The 17,125-nt window shown below is 53.4% G+C and carries 16 protein-coding genes; 10 read left to right on the plus strand and 6 right to left on the minus strand.

The features are described 5' to 3' along the window. Positions 1–76: 76 nt before the first annotated feature. The 4 genes from cysE to K6K13_RS20130 form a co-directional block, all read right to left on the minus strand. Positions 77–898, minus strand: coding sequence for a serine O-acetyltransferase (gene cysE, locus K6K13_RS20115; protein WP_222158548.1), 822 nt, complete (start codon positions 896–898; stop codon positions 77–79). Positions 899–1,065: 167 nt separating this feature from the next. Then, complete coding sequence (gene gpsA / locus K6K13_RS20120; RefSeq protein ID WP_222158549.1) at positions 1,066–2,085, minus strand: NAD(P)H-dependent glycerol-3-phosphate dehydrogenase; 1,020 nt, start codon at positions 2,083–2,085, stop codon at positions 1,066–1,068. Next, a complete protein-coding gene (gene secB, locus K6K13_RS20125) occupies positions 2,085–2,570 on the minus strand; it encodes a protein-export chaperone SecB (RefSeq protein ID WP_195316073.1) in 486 nt (161 codons plus the stop codon). The genes gpsA and secB overlap by 1 nt, the downstream gene beginning before the upstream one ends. Positions 2,571–2,743: 173 nt before the next feature. Then, positions 2,744–3,175 carry a rhodanese-like domain-containing protein gene (locus K6K13_RS20130; RefSeq protein WP_222158550.1) on the minus strand — a complete coding sequence of 144 codons (432 nt, stop codon included), beginning with the start codon at positions 3,173–3,175 and terminating at the stop codon, positions 2,744–2,746. Positions 3,176–3,507: 332 nt separating this feature from the next. Here K6K13_RS20130 and envC point away from each other — a divergent pair, with 332 nt between their 5' ends. Further along, entirely contained in the window at positions 3,508–4,824 is a 1,317-nt protein-coding gene (gene envC / locus K6K13_RS20135) for a murein hydrolase activator EnvC (protein WP_222158551.1), read from the plus strand. A 25-nt stretch (positions 4,825–4,849) separates the two neighbouring features. Continuing rightward, complete coding sequence (locus K6K13_RS20140; RefSeq protein ID WP_222161198.1) at positions 4,850–5,785, plus strand: divergent polysaccharide deacetylase family protein; 936 nt, start codon at positions 4,850–4,852, stop codon at positions 5,783–5,785. A gap of 41 nt (positions 5,786–5,826) precedes the next feature. On the opposite strand, the gene tdh is transcribed toward K6K13_RS20140, so the two are convergent. Both tdh and K6K13_RS20150 read right to left on the minus strand, forming a co-directional pair. Then, positions 5,827–6,852: an L-threonine 3-dehydrogenase gene (tdh, locus tag K6K13_RS20145; protein ID WP_222158552.1), complete on the minus strand. Its 1,026-nt coding sequence runs from the start codon at positions 6,850–6,852 to the stop codon at positions 5,827–5,829. 13 nt (positions 6,853–6,865) lie between these two features. Then, positions 6,866–8,062, minus strand: coding sequence for a glycine C-acetyltransferase (locus K6K13_RS20150; protein WP_222158553.1), 1,197 nt, complete (start codon positions 8,060–8,062; stop codon positions 6,866–6,868). A gap of 243 nt (positions 8,063–8,305) precedes the next feature. Between K6K13_RS20150 and rfaD the strand changes: the two genes are divergently transcribed. The 8 genes from rfaD to waaB all read left to right on the plus strand — a co-directional run bounded on the left by rfaD (position 8,306) and on the right by waaB (position 17,113). After that, the gene (gene rfaD, locus K6K13_RS20155; protein WP_222158554.1) at positions 8,306–9,238 is read left to right on the plus strand and encodes an ADP-glyceromanno-heptose 6-epimerase; all 933 of its coding nucleotides are present in this window, start codon (positions 8,306–8,308) and stop codon (positions 9,236–9,238) included. A 127-nt stretch (positions 9,239–9,365) separates the two neighbouring features. Continuing rightward, positions 9,366–10,415, plus strand: a complete 1,050-nt coding sequence (rfaF, locus tag K6K13_RS20160) for an ADP-heptose--LPS heptosyltransferase RfaF (RefSeq protein ID WP_222158555.1) — start codon at positions 9,366–9,368, stop codon at positions 10,413–10,415. Then, on the plus strand, positions 10,415–11,434 hold the full coding sequence (gene rfaC, locus K6K13_RS20165) for a lipopolysaccharide heptosyltransferase RfaC (RefSeq protein ID WP_222158556.1): 1,020 nt from the start codon (positions 10,415–10,417) through the stop codon (positions 11,432–11,434). The genes rfaF and rfaC overlap by 1 nt, the downstream gene beginning before the upstream one ends. A gap of 164 nt (positions 11,435–11,598) precedes the next feature. After that, positions 11,599–12,792 carry an O-antigen ligase family protein gene (locus tag K6K13_RS20170; protein WP_252120362.1) on the plus strand — a complete coding sequence of 398 codons (1,194 nt, stop codon included), beginning with the start codon at positions 11,599–11,601 and terminating at the stop codon, positions 12,790–12,792. Between the two features lie 190 nt (positions 12,793–12,982). Next, positions 12,983–14,065, plus strand: coding sequence for a lipopolysaccharide core heptosyltransferase RfaQ (gene rfaQ, locus K6K13_RS20175; RefSeq protein WP_222158558.1), 1,083 nt, complete (start codon positions 12,983–12,985; stop codon positions 14,063–14,065). 10 nt (positions 14,066–14,075) lie between these two features. Continuing rightward, positions 14,076–15,200, plus strand: a complete 1,125-nt coding sequence (locus K6K13_RS20180; RefSeq protein WP_222158559.1) for a glycosyltransferase family 4 protein — start codon at positions 14,076–14,078, stop codon at positions 15,198–15,200. Continuing rightward, entirely contained in the window at positions 15,201–16,010 is an 810-nt protein-coding gene (gene rfaP / locus K6K13_RS20185; RefSeq protein ID WP_222158560.1) for a lipopolysaccharide core heptose(I) kinase RfaP, read from the plus strand. A 20-nt stretch (positions 16,011–16,030) separates the two neighbouring features. Next, complete coding sequence (waaB, locus tag K6K13_RS20190; RefSeq protein ID WP_222158561.1) at positions 16,031–17,113, plus strand: lipopolysaccharide 1,6-galactosyltransferase; 1,083 nt, start codon at positions 16,031–16,033, stop codon at positions 17,111–17,113. Positions 17,114–17,125: the final 12 nt, after the last annotated feature.

Genomic DNA, 17,125 nt, shown 5'->3' on the forward strand with positions numbered 1-17,125 from the left:
AGATCAGCTGAATATTCCGATAATATGCGATAGATGTAGGGATAATCATTTGAAAAATTGCCTGCGAGAGGAAAACTCAAATCCCATCGCCGTACTCAAATCCCCGATTGATGCCGTTGAAGTATTGATCCATGTCCATCGCGGGTTTGTCGCTTTCCGGACGCCCCACAATGCGCGCTGGTACACCCGCCGCCGTGGTATGTGCCGGAATCGGTTGCAACACCACGGAGCCCGCACCAATTTTTGCGCCGCGCCCAACTTCAATGTTGCCGAGGATCTTGGCACCTGCGCCGATCATGACCCCTTCACGGATCTTGGGATGGCGATCACCGCTGGTTTTCCCGGTCCCACCCAAAGTGACAGATTGCAGGATAGACACGTCATTTTCCACCACCGCCGTCTCGCCGATCACAATGCCGGTGGCATGATCGAGCATGATCCCACAGCCAATGGTCGCAGCCGGGTGGATATCGACGCCAAACGACACCGAAATCTGGTTCTGAAAATAAATGGCCAGCGCTTTACGCCCCTGATACCAGAGCCAATGACCAATGCGGTAGGCCTGAAGCGCATGAAATCCTTTCAGATAAAGTAGCGGCGTAGAGTATTTATCCACTGCCGGGTCACGCTGACATACCGCGCGAATATCGCACGCGGCCGACAGAATCATCTGCGGGTCGGCACGGTAGGCTTCTTCCACCACTTCGCGAATGGCAATCGCGGGCATGATGGAATTTGCCAACTTGTTCGCCAGCATATAACTCAATGCGCTGCCCAGATTTTCATGTTTCAGCAATGTGGCATGAAAAAAGCTGGCCAACATCGGTTCGCAATCAGCCAGCGACCGGCCTTCTGCTTTGATATTTGCCCACACCAATTCCAATTCATCAGTCGACATTGCTTCACTCCCCTGCCGCACCGTTCATTGCGATGCGCTGACACGTTGCATTTATTGTTATCGCCCATCACGCTCGCCAAAGACTCGCGTAGCCGCCAGCATACGATATAAAAGCCAAAAAACGCCAGAAGACCAGCGTCACCGTTGGCCTCAAGGATAACGTTATATTATTCGCGCTCGCTTTCGTCTTTGCGCGTTCTACCAAGCAGGGTAAGCGCCGCTTCGCGCGCGGCCTTGCCACAGTATAAAACCTGCCACAGTTGTTCACTGATGGGCATTTCTACCCCATGACGCTGCGCCAACGCCAGCACCTCTTTGGTATTGCGATAACCTTCCACCACCTGACCAATCTGGTCCTGAGCGCTGTGTACATCCAGCCCCTGCCCCAGCATCATGCCAAAGCGGCGGTTACGGGATTGGTTATCGGTACAGGTCAATACCAGATCGCCCAACCCAGCCATTCCCATAAACGTGGCGGGGTCAGCCCCGAGCGCCACGCCAAGCCGCGTCATTTCCGCTAGCCCACGCGTGATGAGCGCCGTGCTCGCATTGGCACCAAAGCCAATGCCATCGGACATGCCAGCACCAATAGCAATCACATTTTTTACCGCGCCGCCAAGCTGAACACCGATAAGATCGGGGTTACTGTAGACGCGAAAACTCTTGCCACAGTGCAGCAACGTTTGCAGATCGTCAGAAAACGTTTTGTCTGTCGCGGCCAGCGCAATAGCGGTGGGTAATCCCGCCGCGAGTTCTTTTGCGAACGTCGGGCCAGAAATCACCGCCAGAGGAATCTCTTCACCTAATGCTTCCCGCGCCACATCTTGCAACAAGCGTCCGGTTTCTGCCTCCAGCCCTTTTGTCGCCCACACCAAGCGCGCATCGGCACGCAGCAGCGGTTTTAACTGACGCAGCACGTCACCAAACACATGGCTCGGCACCACCACCAAAATATCGCGACTTGCCGCCAGCGCCTGCGCTAAATCAGACTCGAGGTGCAGGGTATCGGGGAAAGGCACATCCGGCAGGAACGCCTGATTACACCGGGCGGCCTGCAACGTCTGGATGTGCGCAGGATCGTGTCCCCACAGCACCACAGAGTGACCATTGCGGGCTAGCGTAATCGCCAGAGCGGTGCCGTACGAACCGGCACCGATCACTGTCATGGAAGCATTCGCTGTGCTCATCAGGCATCCAGGCGCGGCGCGCCGTTTTCACCTTCTGCGGGCTGCCCTTCCGTTTGCTGTTGCAGATAGTTCATGAACAGCGCATCGAAGTTCACCGGCGCCAGATTCAACTGCGGGAATGTACCGCGTGTCACCATGCTGGTCACACATTCACGCGCGTACGGGAACAGAATGTTCGGGCAGTAAGCGCCCAGGCAATGTGCCAGTTGCGTGCCTTCCAGACCGCCAACGGTGAAAATACCCGCTTGCTGAACTTCACATAGGAATGCGGTATTTTCGCCCAGCGTCGAGGTTACCGTTACGCGCAGCACAACTTCATACACGTCTTCCGCCAGTTGGCTGGACGCCGTATCCAGATCCAGTTTAACTTCCGGTTGCCAATCTTGTTGAAATACCTGAGGGGCGTTCGGTGCTTCAAAAGAGACATCCTTGGTGTAAATACGTTGAATCTGAAAAGTCATTTCGGCGGAGTTTTGTTCGGACATGTTGGCTAATACCTTTAATGTTAACGTTTTTAATGCGCCGCATTCACAGTATGGCTGCGGACGCCAATGTGTGCATTTAAAATCGAACAATGCGCGCAGGGAACCTGCGCCTGGTTACAACCTAGCATACCTTTACGGCATGCTTTAAAGACATTCGGCTTGAGCCATCGCGCTTATTTGCCCTGCACCAGCGGAAGATTTTCACCGCTCCAGCCGGACAGGCCATCTTTCAGAACAGACACGCGTTCAAAACCGGCTTTTAATAAATGGTCGGCGGACTCACGTGAGCTGATACCGTTCACACAAACGACAATCACAGGGCGCGCTTTGTGCTTCTCCAACTCGCCCAGACTGCCATTCTTGATGTCGTTAGGCAGCAGGTTGATGGCGTTGGCAATGTGGCCACGACGGAAATCATCACGGTTGCGCAAATCAACGATAACCGCTTCTTCTTTATTGATAAGTTGAATGGCTTCGCCACGCGCGATTTCTTTCACCTTGGAAAGCTTACTTTTCACGGTCATGACAATAACGGCAACCAACAGTGCAACCCAGCCGATACTCATAATCGGATGCCTGCTTACGAACGACATAATCTCTTGCATGGGGGGTAACAGCTCCCGAATCAGTTAATCAACAAAAATCAAGGTTTCTGAGTATACCTATACGGTACAGCAATTACAGCCTGTAACAACCAGTAAGCCGCTAAACTGTAACTCTATCTGTGGCATGAATCAGAAAAATCGTAGCGACCGCCGCTAACGGTTGTGCCATTTTATGCGTAATACACCCTTTTTATCTATGCTTGATGCAGTTCATCCTGTGTAAACCTTACCCAAGATGCGCACCTCTGCAATATGTTCGTTCATTACCGGAAAGAGAAAAGCGCGGTAGGATGACTGGTCAGGGGCTGCCCATCGTGAAATAATCCCTCGTTATGAATAAGAAAGCGTCAGTGGTCTCGCCCCGAGTACCATGCAAAGTGCCAGCTCAGGATTCACGCTCAGGCAAATCGCCGCTGCATGCGCTGCTCGCGCTATATATCAGCGCGGTTTGCGTTGGGGCTTTTGCGTGGCCGACGCTCGGGCTCGGTGCCGATAATCAGCAACAGCTCAAGACGCTGCAACAGGATATCGCGGAGAAGGAAAAACGCGTTCAAGAGCAGAAACAGCAGCGCAGCACGCTGCTCAGCCAGTTGCAACAGCAAGAACAATCCATCGCCCGGGCCAGTCATCAACTGCGTGACACCACGGGAACGCTTGCCACACTGAGCGAAGAGCTTAAAGCGCTGGCGGCCTCCATCACCAAACTTGAAAGCCAAAGCAAGCAGCAGGAAGCGTTGCTGGCACGCCAATTAGACGCGGCTTTTCGTCAGGGTCAACACAACGGCTTGCAACTGATTCTCAGCGGCGAAGAGAGCCAGCGCAGCGAGCGCATTTTGGCCTACTTTGGTTACCTGAATGAAGCGCGTCAGCAAAACATCGCTGAGTTGCAACACACCCGCACCGAGCTCGCCGCGCAGAAACGGCAGGTAGAGCAGAAGCAAGCCACGCAGAAAACGCTGCTCGCCGAGCAGCAGACGCAGCAAAAGGCGTTAGAGCAAGCGCGGGGCGAACGTAAACAAACCCTCTCCACCCTGGAAAGTTCGCTGGAAAAAGATCAGCAGCAACTGACAGAATTACGACAGAATGAAACACGCCTGCGTGACCAGATTGCCCGCGCTGAACGCGAAGCCAAAGCGCGAGCCGAACGCGAAGCGCGCGAGGCGGCCAAGGTGCGTGAGCGTGAAGAACAGGCCAAACGCAGCGGCAGCCGTTACCAACCTTCAGAAAGTGAGCGTTCACTTATGGCGCGCACTGGCGGGTTGGGCCAACCCGCAGGTCAGGCTATCTGGCCCGTGAGAGGACGGGTTGAACACCGTTTTGGCGAGCCATTGCAGGGCGAATTGCGCTGGAAAGGATTGGTGATCGCCGCACCAGAGGGCACCGATGTCAAAGCCATTGCCGATGGCACGGTGCTGATGGCGGATTGGCTGCAAGGCTATGGACTGGTTGTGGTGTTGCAGCACGGCAAGGGAGACATGAGCCTCTATGGCTATAACCAGAGCGCACTGGTGTCGGTTGGCGCACAGGTGAAAGCCGGACAACCGATCGCACTGGTAGGCACCAGCGGCGGTCAAAGCCAGCCGGCACTCTATTTTGAAATCCGCCGTCAAGGTCAGGCAGTCAACCCACAACCGTGGTTAGGGAAATAACAGGAAAACCATTTTGCTGATACCGATGTTACGAAAAGTACGCCGTCCGCTTCTCTTCACCTTGTTATTGGCATTGAGTTCATGGGCGATGGCAGGAAAGCTGTCGATCGTGATTGATGATTTCGGCTATCGGCCCCACAACGAAAACCAGATACTGGCGATGCCAACCGCCATCTCCATTGCGGTGTTACCGAACGCGCCCTATGCCCGTGACATGGCAGTAAAGGCTCACCAGCAAGGTCGCGAGATATTGATCCACCTGCCGATGGCGCCGATGGGAAAGCAGCCACTCGAAAAAGACACGCTGCGCCCGGAGATGAGCAGTGAAGAGATCGAACGTATTATCCGTCAGGCGGTTAATAACGTCCCTTACGCGGTCGGGTTAAATAATCATATGGGCAGCGCCATGACCTCCAGCCTGCCGGGCATGCAAAAGGTGATGCAGGCGCTCAACGCTTATCAGCTCTACTTTCTTGACAGCATGACCATCGGCAGCAGCCAATCCATTCCGGCTGCTGCCGGCACGCACGTCAAGGTTATCAAGCGTAAGGTCTTTTTAGACGATACCCAGAATGAGGCGGATATTCGCACCCAGTTCAATCGGGCAGTGCAACTGGCACGCCGTACCGGTTCCGCCATTGCCATCGGGCACCCGCACCCTGCGACCATCAAAGTACTGCAACAGATGTTGCCCACGCTGGATACCGATATCGTTCTGGTGCGCCCCAGTCAGTTGTTGAATGAGCCGGTTCACTACCAGACGCTGCCTTACGAACCTCGCCCAGCGCAACCGGCACGTAAACCGTTCCGCAAACCGCAGTTGTGTACCATTAAGCAGCCATTACCACCGGTGGGTAACGAGGTCTTCTTGAAACTGATTGGGGAGAGCTTACGTGACAGTGCGCCGGTGCAGTTTATTGAGCAGCGCTGGCACACCTGGGTGACATCCAGGGAAAAATAAATGTGTCGCGCGCCCTGGCCTCGGGGCGCGCTATGATGCCGTTAATCCCAGTGCAAAATCACCTTGCCGGATTGCCCAGAGCGCATCACATCAAAGCCCTGCTGAAAGTCATCTATTGGAAAGTGATGAGTGATAATCGGCGTTAAATCGAGGCCCGATTGGATTAATGACGCCATTTTGTACCAGGTCTCGAACATCTCCCGCCCGTAGATTCCTTTGATTGTCAGCCCTTTGAAAATCACTTCGCTCCAATCAACCATCATCGGCTCCGGCGGGATACCAAGCAGCGCGACCCGTCCGCCGTGGTTCATGGCATGCAACAACGCGTGCATCGCGGCTGGCGCACCGGACATTTCCAGACCCACATCAAACCCTTCACGCATCCCCAGCGACAACATGACATCCGCCAGCGTCTCTTGCGCCACATTCACCGCACGCGTAACACCCATTTTGCGCGCCAGTTCCAGTCGATATTCATTGACGTCGGTGATCACCACATGGCGTGCCCCCACGTGGCGGCATATCGCTGCCGCCATAATGCCGATGGGCCCAGCACCAGAGATCAGCACATCTTCACCGACCATATCGAACGACAACGCGGTGTGCACGGCATTGCCAAAAGGGTCGAAAATAGCGGCCAACTCATCAGAGATCCCATCGGGGATAGGGAACGCATTAAACGCCGGGATCACCAGATATTCGGCAAAGGCACCGGGGCGATTCACACCAACGCCGATAGTGTTACGGCAAAGGTGACGCCGCCCCGCGCGGCAATTACGGCAAAAACCGCAGGTGATATGCCCCTCTCCTGCCACGCGATCGCCGATCAGAAAACCACTGACCTCCTGACCAATGGCGACGATTTCACCCACATATTCATGCCCGACGATCATAGGAACGGGGATGGTCCTTTGCGACCAGCTATCCCAGTTGTAAATATGCACATCCGTACCGCAAATCGCCGTTTTGCGGATCTTGATCATGATGTCGTTGTGACCCACCTCTGGCAACGGCGCATCCATCATCCAGATACCGGGTTCCGACTTCAGTTTGGCGAGTGCTTTCATGCGTTTCCCTCCGTTAGCTGACGACACCAAGGCGTTTCCCAACCCGAATAAAGGCGGCCACGGCATGTTCTATCTGCTCTGTGGTGTGCGCGGCCGACATCTGCGTGCGAATGCGCGCTTGCCCTTGCGGCACCACGGGATAGAAGAAGCCGGTGACGTACACGCCTTCACGCTGCATGGCCAGCGCAAAATCTTGCGCCAGCCGCGCATCACCCAGCATCACCGGGATTATGGCGTGATCGGAACCTGCCAGCATAAATCCAGCAGCCGTCATGCGCTGACGGAACAGCGCGGCGTTTTTCCACAGTTGCTCACGCAGTGCATCACCCTGTGCCAGCAAATCCAACACGGCAATGGACGCCGTGACAATTGCCGGGGCCAGCGAGTTGGAAAACAGGTAAGGACGGGAGCGTTGGCGCAACCAATCAATCACCGGTTTACGCGCAGCAACATAGCCACCGGACGCCCCGCCCAGCGCTTTGCCCAACGTACCGGTCAGAATATCGACGCGCCCCATGACATCGCAGTATTCATGAGAACCTCGCCCCTGCTTGCCAACAAATCCCACCGCATGCGAGTCATCCACCATCACCAGCGCACCATAACGCTCTGCCACATCGCAAATGCCTTTCAGGTTGGCGATCACACCATCCATTGAAAAGACGCCGTCGGTTGCCACCATCAGCGTGCGAGCGCCTTCCGCTTTTGCCTTTTGCAACTGCGCTTCCAGTTGCTGCATGTCGTTATTGTCATAGCGATAGCGACGCGCTTTGCACAACCGGACACCATCAATGATCGAGGCGTGATTCAGCGCATCGGAGATAATGGCATCGTCATCGCCCAGCAGGGTTTCGAACAGGCCACCGTTAGCGTCAAAACAGGAGGAGTAGAGGATGGCATCTTCCATGCCGAGGAAATCCGCCAGCTTATGCTCCAGCGTTTTATGGATATCTTGCGTGCCGCAAATAAAACGCACGGACGCCATGCCGAAGCCGTGGCTGTCCAACCCCGCTTTCGCTGCCGCAATCAGGGTTGGGTGGTCAGCCAGCCCCAGATAGTTGTTGGCGCAGAAATTCAGCAAAGGGCCGCCGTCGGCCACCTCGATATCCGCACGTTGCGCAGTAGTGATAATCCTTTCTTCTTTAAACAGACCGTCGGTTCGTGCCGCCATCAGTTGCGCGGAGAGACGCTGATAAAACGATGCAGGCATGATGTCACTCCTTTGTGTAAGCCCGTACACAGCTTAATCAATCCTGTTTATTACGGTGACAGATAACGCCACAGAATCTGAAAAATGCCAGCCGGGTCACGACATGCCACAACACCGCCTCGGTAAAACCTTGCGGCAGCGCAAAATGGTGTACTGTCTGTCGTGCAACGAAATGTTATGATAGCAGTCATAAATAGTGTGGAGCGTGGTGCTTCACCCACGAGATTTACAAGGGTTACTCCCATGATCATCGTCACAGGCGGAGCCGGCTTTATCGGCAGCAATATTGTTAAATCATTAAATGACATCGGTTATCGAGACATTTTGGTGGTGGATAACCTGAAAGACGGCACCAAGTTTGTCAATCTGGTCGATCTGGACATTACCGATTACATGGACAAGGAAGACTTCATCGCCAGTATCGTTGCAGGCGACGATCTGGGCGATATCGATGCCATCTTCCATGAAGGTGCATGCTCCTCCACCACGGAGTGGGACGGCAAGTACATGATGGACAATAACTATCAGTACTCGAAAGAGGTGCTGCACTATTGTCTGGAACGTAGCATCCCGTTCCTGTATGCCTCTTCCGCCGCCACGTATGGTGGGCGCACCAGCGATTTTATTGAAGAACGTCAATACGAACAGCCGCTGAACGTTTACGGCTATTCCAAATTCCTGTTCGACCAGTACGTGCGCGACATTCTGCCGCAAGCAGACTCGCAGATTTGCGGCTTCCGCTACTTTAACGTCTACGGTCCGCGCGAAGGGCACAAAGGCAGCATGGCAAGCGTCGCGTTTCATCTGAATAATCAGATCAATCAGGGCGAAAATCCGAAACTGTTCTCCGGCAGTGAAAATTTCCAACGTGACTTTATCTATGTTGGTGATGTGGCTGCGGTTAACCTGTGGTTCTGGCAGCACGGTGTTTCCGGTATTTTCAACTGCGGTACGGGCCGTCCTGAGTCGTTCCAGGCTGTCGCCGATGCCGTGTTGGATTTCCACCAGAAAGGTCAGGTGGAATACATTCCTTTCCCTGAAAAACTGAAAGGCCGTTATCAGGCCTTCACGCAAGCCGATTTGACCAAACTGCGCGCAGCGGGCTATGACAAGCCCTTTAAAACGGTAGCTGAAGGTGTCAGCGACTACCTGACCTGGCTGAACCGCTCCGCGTAAACGCCACAACAATGTGCGGCCGCACGCCGGTATGGCCGCACGTTCCCGGTAAGCAGCAGGCACTGGATGGCATCCTTCGATGGCATTTTTCTGGCCGCCAAGCAACAGAACATAAAAGATAAACGCTATGAAAATCCTGGTGATTGGCCCATCGTGGGTGGGTGACATGATGATGTCCCACAGCCTGTATCGTTCGCTCAAAGCACAGTATCCGGATGCACAGATTGATGTCATGGCGCCAGCCTGGTGCCGTCCGCTGTTGGACCGGATGCCGGAAATCCGTCAGGCGCTGGCAATGCCGCTTGGTCACGGGGCGCTGGCGCTGGGTGAACGTAGGCGTTTAGGGGTGTCGTTGCGTGAGCAAGGTTACGATCGTGCCTATGTGCTGCCGAACTCGTTTAAATCCGCGCTGGTGCCTTTCTTTGCGAAGGTGCCAACGCGCACCGGTTGGCGCGGCGAAATGCGTTATGGCTTACTGAACGATGTGCGGATATTGGACAAAACCGCGTTTCCCCTGATGGTGCAGCGCTATGTCGCTCTGGCCTATCCACGCGACCAGATTCACCGTGCTGAAGATCTTCCGCAGCCGCTGTTATGGCCGCAGCTACAGGTTGCACAGGCAGAAATCGACGCCGTGCTCCCCGCGTTTGATTTAGTAAGTGAGCGCTCACTTATTGGTTTCTGCCCCGGCGCTGAATTTGGTCCCGCCAAGCGCTGGCCGCACTATCACTATGCCAGTCTGGCACAAACGCTGATCGAACGCGGTCATCAGGTTGTACTGTTCGGCTCAGCCAAGGATAACGAGGCGGGAGAAGCGATACGCGATACGTTACCCGAACCGCTGCGCGCCTTTTGCACCAATCTGGCAGGCAAAACATCACTGGATCAAGCCGTGGTGCTGATCGCCGCCTGCCACGCTGTGGTCAGCAATGACTCCGGATTAATGCACGTGGCCGCCGCGCTAAACCGCCCTCTGGTGGCACTCTACGGCCCCAGCAGTCCGGATTTCACACCACCGTTGTCACATCAGGCCAACGTTATCCGCTTGATTACCGGCTATCATCGCGTGCGTAAAGGCGATGGTGAGCAGGGATATCACCAAAGCCTGATTGATATTCAACCCGAGCGCGTGTTGGAAGCCTTGACGCCTTACCTCCAGACACAGGAACATCGCTAATGCGGGTGCTGATCGTTAAAACCTCTTCCATGGGCGATGTCTTGCACACGCTGCCTGCCTTGACGGACGCCATGCGCATCATCCCCAATTTGCAGTTCGACTGGGTGGTGGAAGAAGGGTTTGCCCAGATCCCTACCTGGCACGTCGCCGTTGACCGTGTGATCCCGGTTGCCATCCGCCGTTGGCGTAAAAGCTGGTTCAGCGCAGAAACACGGCGTGAACGCGCGCAATTTAAGCAACAACTGCGAGAACGCCAGTACGATGCGGTCATTGACGCTCAGGGCTTGCTGAAAAGTGCACTGTTAGTCACACGTCTCGCGCGTGGGAAAAAGCATGGTTTAGACAGCAGCAGCGCGCGTGAGCCGCTGGCCAGTATTTTCTATAACTATCAGCACCGCATTGCACGCCAGCAACACGCAGTCGAGCGCATTCGTGAACTTTTCGCGGCCAGCCTGAGCTATCGCAAGCCCAGTGAGCGAGGGGACTACGGTATTGCCCAGCATTTTCTGACAGCACCGTCGGAAGATGCCGGACGCTATCTGGTATTTCTGCACGCCACCACCCGTGATGAAAAACATTGGCCCGAATCTCACTGGCTCGCCCTGATCGCCAGCCTGCAATCGTCAGGATTGCGCATCAAACTCCCCTGGGGCGCAGAACATGAACACCAGCGTGCGCAGCGCCTTGCCGCTGATTTTCCACACGTCGACGTGTTACCACGCCTGAGTTTGCAGCAGGTGGCCGCCGTGCTGGCGGAAGCACAGGCGGTGGTATCCGTCGATACCGGTCTAAGTCACCTGACGGCGGCATTGGATCGCCCCAACATCACACTCTATGGCCCTACTGACCCTGGGCTTATTGGTGGGTATGGGCTCAATCAGGTGGTAGAACAATCTGAAAATCATCACATGAGCGCTATCTCTGCCGATGCGATCCGGCAAAAGCTGTCAGAGTTGGTAGACTTACAGCCTCTCGACGCGATCTCCCCGCACACACCGGTGCAAAACGCGCTTCCGTAAAGGTTTGCGCCGGGGCTACACTCATGCCATCCCTGATGGTCGGGATAACGGGGATAGCCCTTGCTACGTGACTCAATGCTATGTTGAATGATTTAAGATACCGCTGGGCAAAATACCCCGCGGTAAGCGCCTCGTTAACTACAAATACGCTGTTTCCAGGGTGCATGCTGACTCTGGCCGTCATGCCGTTTAGCACCATCATCGCCGGATGGCTGTTTTATTTGACCGGGGTGTCTGCGGCTCTGTATGTGGTTACCCATGTGAAACCGATCTTAGCCGCAAAACGGCTGTTGATATTGCCTCTGTTGTTGCTACTAATGGGCTGCCTCAACCTCGTTTGGTTTTCACTTTACTATCAACCCGACACACTTTTTACCGATGTCTACGCCGCCTATCGCACCGCCGGGCATGCGGCGATTCTCGGTGCATTTATTCTGTTAGCCGCATGCCACTTGCCACATAAAAACCAGCCTATCTTGCAAGTTGGCTCCCTGGCAGTCTGCATAATGACGCTGGCTTATGCGCTATTTCAGTCCGTTTTTCACGATATACACCGTGTAAGCCTGATCTTTGGTCCGGCAACCAGCGCAGCCTATTTTATGACGTTTATCGGTGCCTTGAGTGCGCAGGCATTACTCACGCTTACTGTGCGCTACAAATATTACCTCTATTTACTCCATTTCTTGCTGGTAACCAGTGCCATCATCCTGACCCAGACACGGGCGGCCATTTTTGTTTATCCACTGGTTGGGGCGATGATCCTGTTATCAGAAGTGCGTCATAGTAGCCGTAAATTGCTTAAGGGCGTACTGGGCTCCCTCGTAACGCTAACGCTCTGCGTTGCGCTGTTCCACGACACGATCCATAAACGCACCAACGATTTGATCAATGACATGCGCAGCTACAGCCAGAACAACAGTCAAACCTCGGTAGGCGCACGGTTTGCCATGGTGCAATCCGGCATGGATGCAGGGCTTGTTGCACCGTTCGGGCAATCCGCCGAGCAGCGCGCGGAAGATATCACCGCCCTCGCACAGCAGACGCCAGCCATGAAAGGGGCGGTGAGCTACTTGAACGTGCATCTCCATAACGATGTCATTGAGGCTTTTTCACTGAAAGGCTGGCCCGGCGCACTACTGATTATTTTGTTTTATGTCGCACTCTCTTATTTTTCGATTTTTGTGCTGCGCAGCCACTTCTCCATTGCGCTGTTATTTGCCTTACTTATGTTTGGCTTGAGTGATGTCATTCTCTTTGCTCGAGATATGTTGATGGCATGGCTGATCACGTTCTGCCTTGGCATGACGCTGACGGGAAAATGGACCCGTCCCCCCAGCACAGACGCCCCCTCAACCTAACGTAATTATCGCTGTGAGAGGCATACAGCTTTTAGTACCATAGCGATATAAAATAGTAGAGCGTGTGTATTTATTTACGTTACGCCTGATAACAATCCGGAGAATAGCGCGCAGTCCACTGGTAGCTGGAAAGCCAGGGGCGGTAGCGTGGTCATTTTCTGGTTTAAGTGCGTTAACTGAAGGAAAGCGAGTGAGCCTCAAAACCCTGACCTATAACCGGATCTTGATCGTAAAGCTGCGTTTTCATGGGGATATGCTGCTGACAACGCCGCTTATCAGCACGTTAAAAGCGCGCTACCCAGAGGCTGCTATTGATGTGCTGCTCTACGAGGACACCATTCCCATTCTTTCCAGGCACCCGGATATCCACCGGTTATACGGTTTGAAAAGAAAAACCGCTGGCGCCATGGAGAAAATCAGTGACTTTCTCACCATGCGCAACACTCTCAAACGCAACCGCTATGACCTGATTGTGAATCTGGCCGACCAATGGCCAATAGCGCTGCTGATTAAATCATTGAACTGCCCTTACAGCCTCTCCATCCAACGAGGAGGAGCCCGGCAGTCGCTATGGCGCGCCTGTTTCACCCGCTGTCTGGAACCAACGGGGCAGCATATCGTTGAGCAGAACTTCTCTTTGCTCGCCCCTCTGGATGTGCCAGAGGAAGACAGGGCACGGCCGCTGTCGCTGCACTATGGCCCGGAAGATGCTGAACGCGTTTTTGCTCTCGCGCCTGAGTTAACAGCAACTCCTTATGTGGTCATTCAGCCGACGGCCAGACAGTATTTCAAATGCTGGGATAACGATAAATTTGCGCAGGTCATTGACCATCTGAAACAGCAAGGGCTAGAGGTCGTCCTTACCTGCGGCCCTGGTGCCGAAGATTTGGCGGTGGTGAATGAGATCCACACCCTGTGCGAATGCAAACCTACCCTGTCACTTGCCGGTAAAACGCATTTTCTCGAACTGGCAGCGTTGATCGACAAAGCCGTACTTTATATCGGCGTCGACTCAGCCCCCATGCATATGGCGGCAGCGCTCGCGACGCCAACGGTTTGTCTGTTTGGGCCAACGGATCACCGTAAATGGAGCCCCTGGTCAGATAACCATATTGTTCTGTGGGCAGGGGACTACACCGCAATGCCTGAAAGAGAACATCTCGATAGAAATAAAAAATATCTTTCGTGTATCCCAGCTCGGGACGTTATTCACGCCGCAGAAAAGTTGCTGGCCTGCACTACGGGTGCTCCACTAAATACCGCAGAAAGATAAGGAATTTTGCATGAATATTGCCTTCTGCTTGTATAAATATTTCCCGTTTGGCGGTTTGCAACGCGATTTTCTCAGTATTGCTCAGGCTTGTGTAAGGCAGGGTCACCGCGTGCGCGTGTATGTCTTGTCCTGGCAGGGAGAAGAGCCAGAAAATCTTGAGATCATTTTGGTGCCCACGGTGGGTATTAGCAATAACACGCGGCATCAGCGCTACAGTGAATGGGTGCAACACCATCTGCAATTACACCCTGCCGATCGCGTGGTGGGGTTTAACAAAATGCCGGGACTGGATTTTTATTACGCCGCCGATGTGTGCTATGCAGAAAAAGTCGAGCAGGAGAAAGGATTTTTCTATCGCTTAACGCCGCGCTATAAGCACTACGCCGCTTTTGAAAAAGCGGTGTTCAGCCCGGATGTGAAAACCAAAATGCTGATGCTGACTCAGCGCCAGATTGCAGATTTTAAAAAACATTATGGTACGCAGGATGCGCGTTTCCTGATCCTACCGCCGGGCATTGCGCTGGACAGAAAATATGACCAGCAGACACCCGGCGTTCGCCAAACCTTTCGTCATGTGCAAAATATCCCAGAAAACGCTCTGGTACTGCTGCAAGTCGGCTCAGATTTCAAGCGCAAGGGCGTCGAGCGTAGCCTGCGCGCCGTTGCCAGCCTGCCGGAAGACCTGCGGAAAAAAGTCGTGTTCCTGGTTGTTGGCCAAGATAAACCCGACCGTTATCAGACGCTGGCGGGTCAGTTAGGGATTGATAAACAGGTGCGTTTTTTCGCGGGGCGTAGCGATGTTCCTGATTTTATGGCCGCCGCAGACGTGCTCCTCCATCCTGCACATCAGGAGGCCGCTGGCATTGTGCTCCTTGAAGCGATTACTGCCGGGCTACCGGTTATCGTGACGGAAGTCTGTGGCTACGCGTTCCATATTGATAAGGCACAAGCGGGCCAGGTTATCGCCTCCCCCTTCAGTCAGGAAGCGCTGAACGCTGCGCTGCACAAGGCATTGGGACAAACGGAAACCTTGCATCACTGGTCGGAGAATGCCCGGCATTATGCCGATACGGAAGATCTTTACAGCTTACCGGAAAAAGCCGCCCTGCTGATTTCGGGCCAGGATCGTCACTAAATGAAAAGTGTCATTACGTTAAAAGAGCCGTTCGCCTCACTCTGGCAGAAACACGACCCGTTTGAAGAAGTCAAAAAACTGGATGGAGAAGTCTTTCGCGCATTAGAGAGCCGTAAAACATTACGTTTTACCTTGGCCGGACGTTCGTGGTTTATCAAAATACATCGCGGCACGGCATTGAAAGAGGCCCTAAAAAACCTGTTTTCATTGCGCCTTCCCGTATTGGGCGCCGATCGCGAATGGAACGCGATTCACCGCTTGCGCGATCTCGGTGTAGACACCATGACAGGTGCCGCATTTGGCCAGCGGGGAGTAAACCCGCTACAGCGCGAATCTTTTATCATTACTGAGGATTTAAGCCCAGCCATCAGTCTGGAAGATTATTGCGCCAACTGGCCGCAAAATCCGCCAATGCATGCCGAAAAACGGCGACTGATTCGCCGTGTGGCTGAAATGGTGAGAAAGATGCATGCCGGCGGCGTTAATCATCGCGATTGCTACATTTGCCATTTCTTGCTACGCCAGCCTTACCAGCCAACTGATGAACAATTTACACTTTCGGTTATTGATCTGCATCGGGCGCAACTCCGCAAGCGTGTTCCGCTGAGATGGCGTAATAAAGATCTTATCGGCCTCTATTTCTCCTCACTCGATATTGGACTGAGCAAACACGATCTTTTGTTTTTCCTGAAGATCTATTTTGATCATCAACCATTACGTACTACGCTGCGTCAGGAACAAGCGCTATTTCACGAAGCGTTTACCAAAGCAGAAAAGATTCGAGAGAGAACGGAGCGTAAGGCACTTTAACCCGAGCCCTGAATAACATTATGAATATAGTTTTCGTCGGTGAGGCCACATCCGGTTTCGGCGGGATTGAAACCGTAATAAAAAAAGTCACCCGCTTTCTGGAAAGTGACCAAGACACTAAAAACACCTATACCCTGTATTTCCTCTGCCGCGATAACCGCATGGATAAAGCCTGGTTGGAAGGAAAGCACTTTATTTGCCATCATTCCGCCATCAAGATCTCCTTTCTGCGTCGAATGAGTCACGCGTTTGCGCTGGCGCGCTTCATTAAACAGAACCAACCGGATACAGTTATTGCTTTTGATGCACCATCCTGCCGCATTGCGGCACAAGCGATCCGTCACAGCAAGAAAACGCTGCCGCTAATTTCATGGCTGCACTACTCACTCGATCATAAAAAACATGCTGCACAGGCACTGGTCGCAGATCATCACTTGGCTATCAGCTCCGGTATCAAGCAGCAATTAATAAAGCGCGGTGTTCCTGCCGAACGCATCTCTGTGATTTTCAATCCGGTCACGCCACAAACCATTGTCATCCCTCGCCCCGCACAGGGCGAAAATGCGGTGTTTATTTATGTGGGCCGACTGAAGTTTGAAGGGCAAAAACGCCTGAAAGACATGCTGGATGCCTTTGCTGGCGTAACGGGCAAGTGGGAATGCCATTTTATTGGTGATGGATCAGATGCCGAGACGTGTAAAGCCTATGCGCAGCAACTCGGAATTCATCAACAGACACATTGGCATGGCTGGCAGGCAGACCCTTGGGGTTACATTCAGAACCATATCAAAACCGTTTCTGCGTTTGTCATGAGTTCCGCCTTTGAAGGGCTCCCGATGACACTGCTCGAAGCCATGTCCTATGGTATCTATTGTGTGAGCAGTGACTGTCCGTCTGGGCCGGGAGATATCATTCACAATGGGGTTAATGGGCAGCTATATCCCGTGAGGGATTTGAATAAGTTACAAGCTATTCTCTCTTCCATTATTGTGAGTAGAGAAATATCTGATGTAAAAACAATAAAAGCCTCCATTCATGATTTTTATGATGATAACTATTATCGCACCTTTAAAAAGGTCATAACTACAGCATCACAAAAATAATTAAATTGAACA

Origin of the sequence: Symbiopectobacterium purcellii, assembly GCF_019797845.1 — a bacterium.
Lineage (GTDB): Bacteria > Pseudomonadota > Gammaproteobacteria > Enterobacterales > Enterobacteriaceae > Symbiopectobacterium > Symbiopectobacterium purcellii.

Bases quoted from the DNA above. Each gene is read 5' to 3' on its own strand.
- cysE (WP_222158548.1), bottom strand. From the start codon at position 898: ATGTCGACTGATGAATTGGAATTGGTGTGGGCAAATATCAAAGCAGAA.
- gpsA (WP_222158549.1), bottom strand. From the start codon at position 2,085: ATGAGCACAGCGAATGCTTCCATGACAGTGATCGGTGCCGGTTCGTAC.
- secB (WP_195316073.1), bottom strand. From the start codon at position 2,570: ATGTCCGAACAAAACTCCGCCGAAATGACTTTTCAGATTCAACGTATT.
- K6K13_RS20130 (WP_222158550.1), bottom strand. From the start codon at position 3,175: ATGCAAGAGATTATGTCGTTCGTAAGCAGGCATCCGATTATGAGTATC.
- envC (WP_222158551.1), top strand. From the start codon at position 3,508: ATGAATAAGAAAGCGTCAGTGGTCTCGCCCCGAGTACCATGCAAAGTG.
- K6K13_RS20140 (WP_222161198.1), top strand. From the start codon at position 4,850: ATGTTACGAAAAGTACGCCGTCCGCTTCTCTTCACCTTGTTATTGGCA.
- tdh (WP_222158552.1), bottom strand. From the start codon at position 6,852: ATGAAAGCACTCGCCAAACTGAAGTCGGAACCCGGTATCTGGATGATG.
- K6K13_RS20150 (WP_222158553.1), bottom strand. From the start codon at position 8,062: ATGCCTGCATCGTTTTATCAGCGTCTCTCCGCGCAACTGATGGCGGCA.
- rfaD (WP_222158554.1), top strand. From the start codon at position 8,306: ATGATCATCGTCACAGGCGGAGCCGGCTTTATCGGCAGCAATATTGTT.
- rfaF (WP_222158555.1), top strand. From the start codon at position 9,366: ATGAAAATCCTGGTGATTGGCCCATCGTGGGTGGGTGACATGATGATG.
- rfaC (WP_222158556.1), top strand. From the start codon at position 10,415: ATGCGGGTGCTGATCGTTAAAACCTCTTCCATGGGCGATGTCTTGCAC.
- K6K13_RS20170 (WP_252120362.1), top strand. From the start codon at position 11,599: ATGCTGACTCTGGCCGTCATGCCGTTTAGCACCATCATCGCCGGATGG.
- K6K13_RS20180 (WP_222158559.1), top strand. From the start codon at position 14,076: ATGAATATTGCCTTCTGCTTGTATAAATATTTCCCGTTTGGCGGTTTG.
- rfaP (WP_222158560.1), top strand. From the start codon at position 15,201: ATGAAAAGTGTCATTACGTTAAAAGAGCCGTTCGCCTCACTCTGGCAG.
- waaB (WP_222158561.1), top strand. From the start codon at position 16,031: ATGAATATAGTTTTCGTCGGTGAGGCCACATCCGGTTTCGGCGGGATT.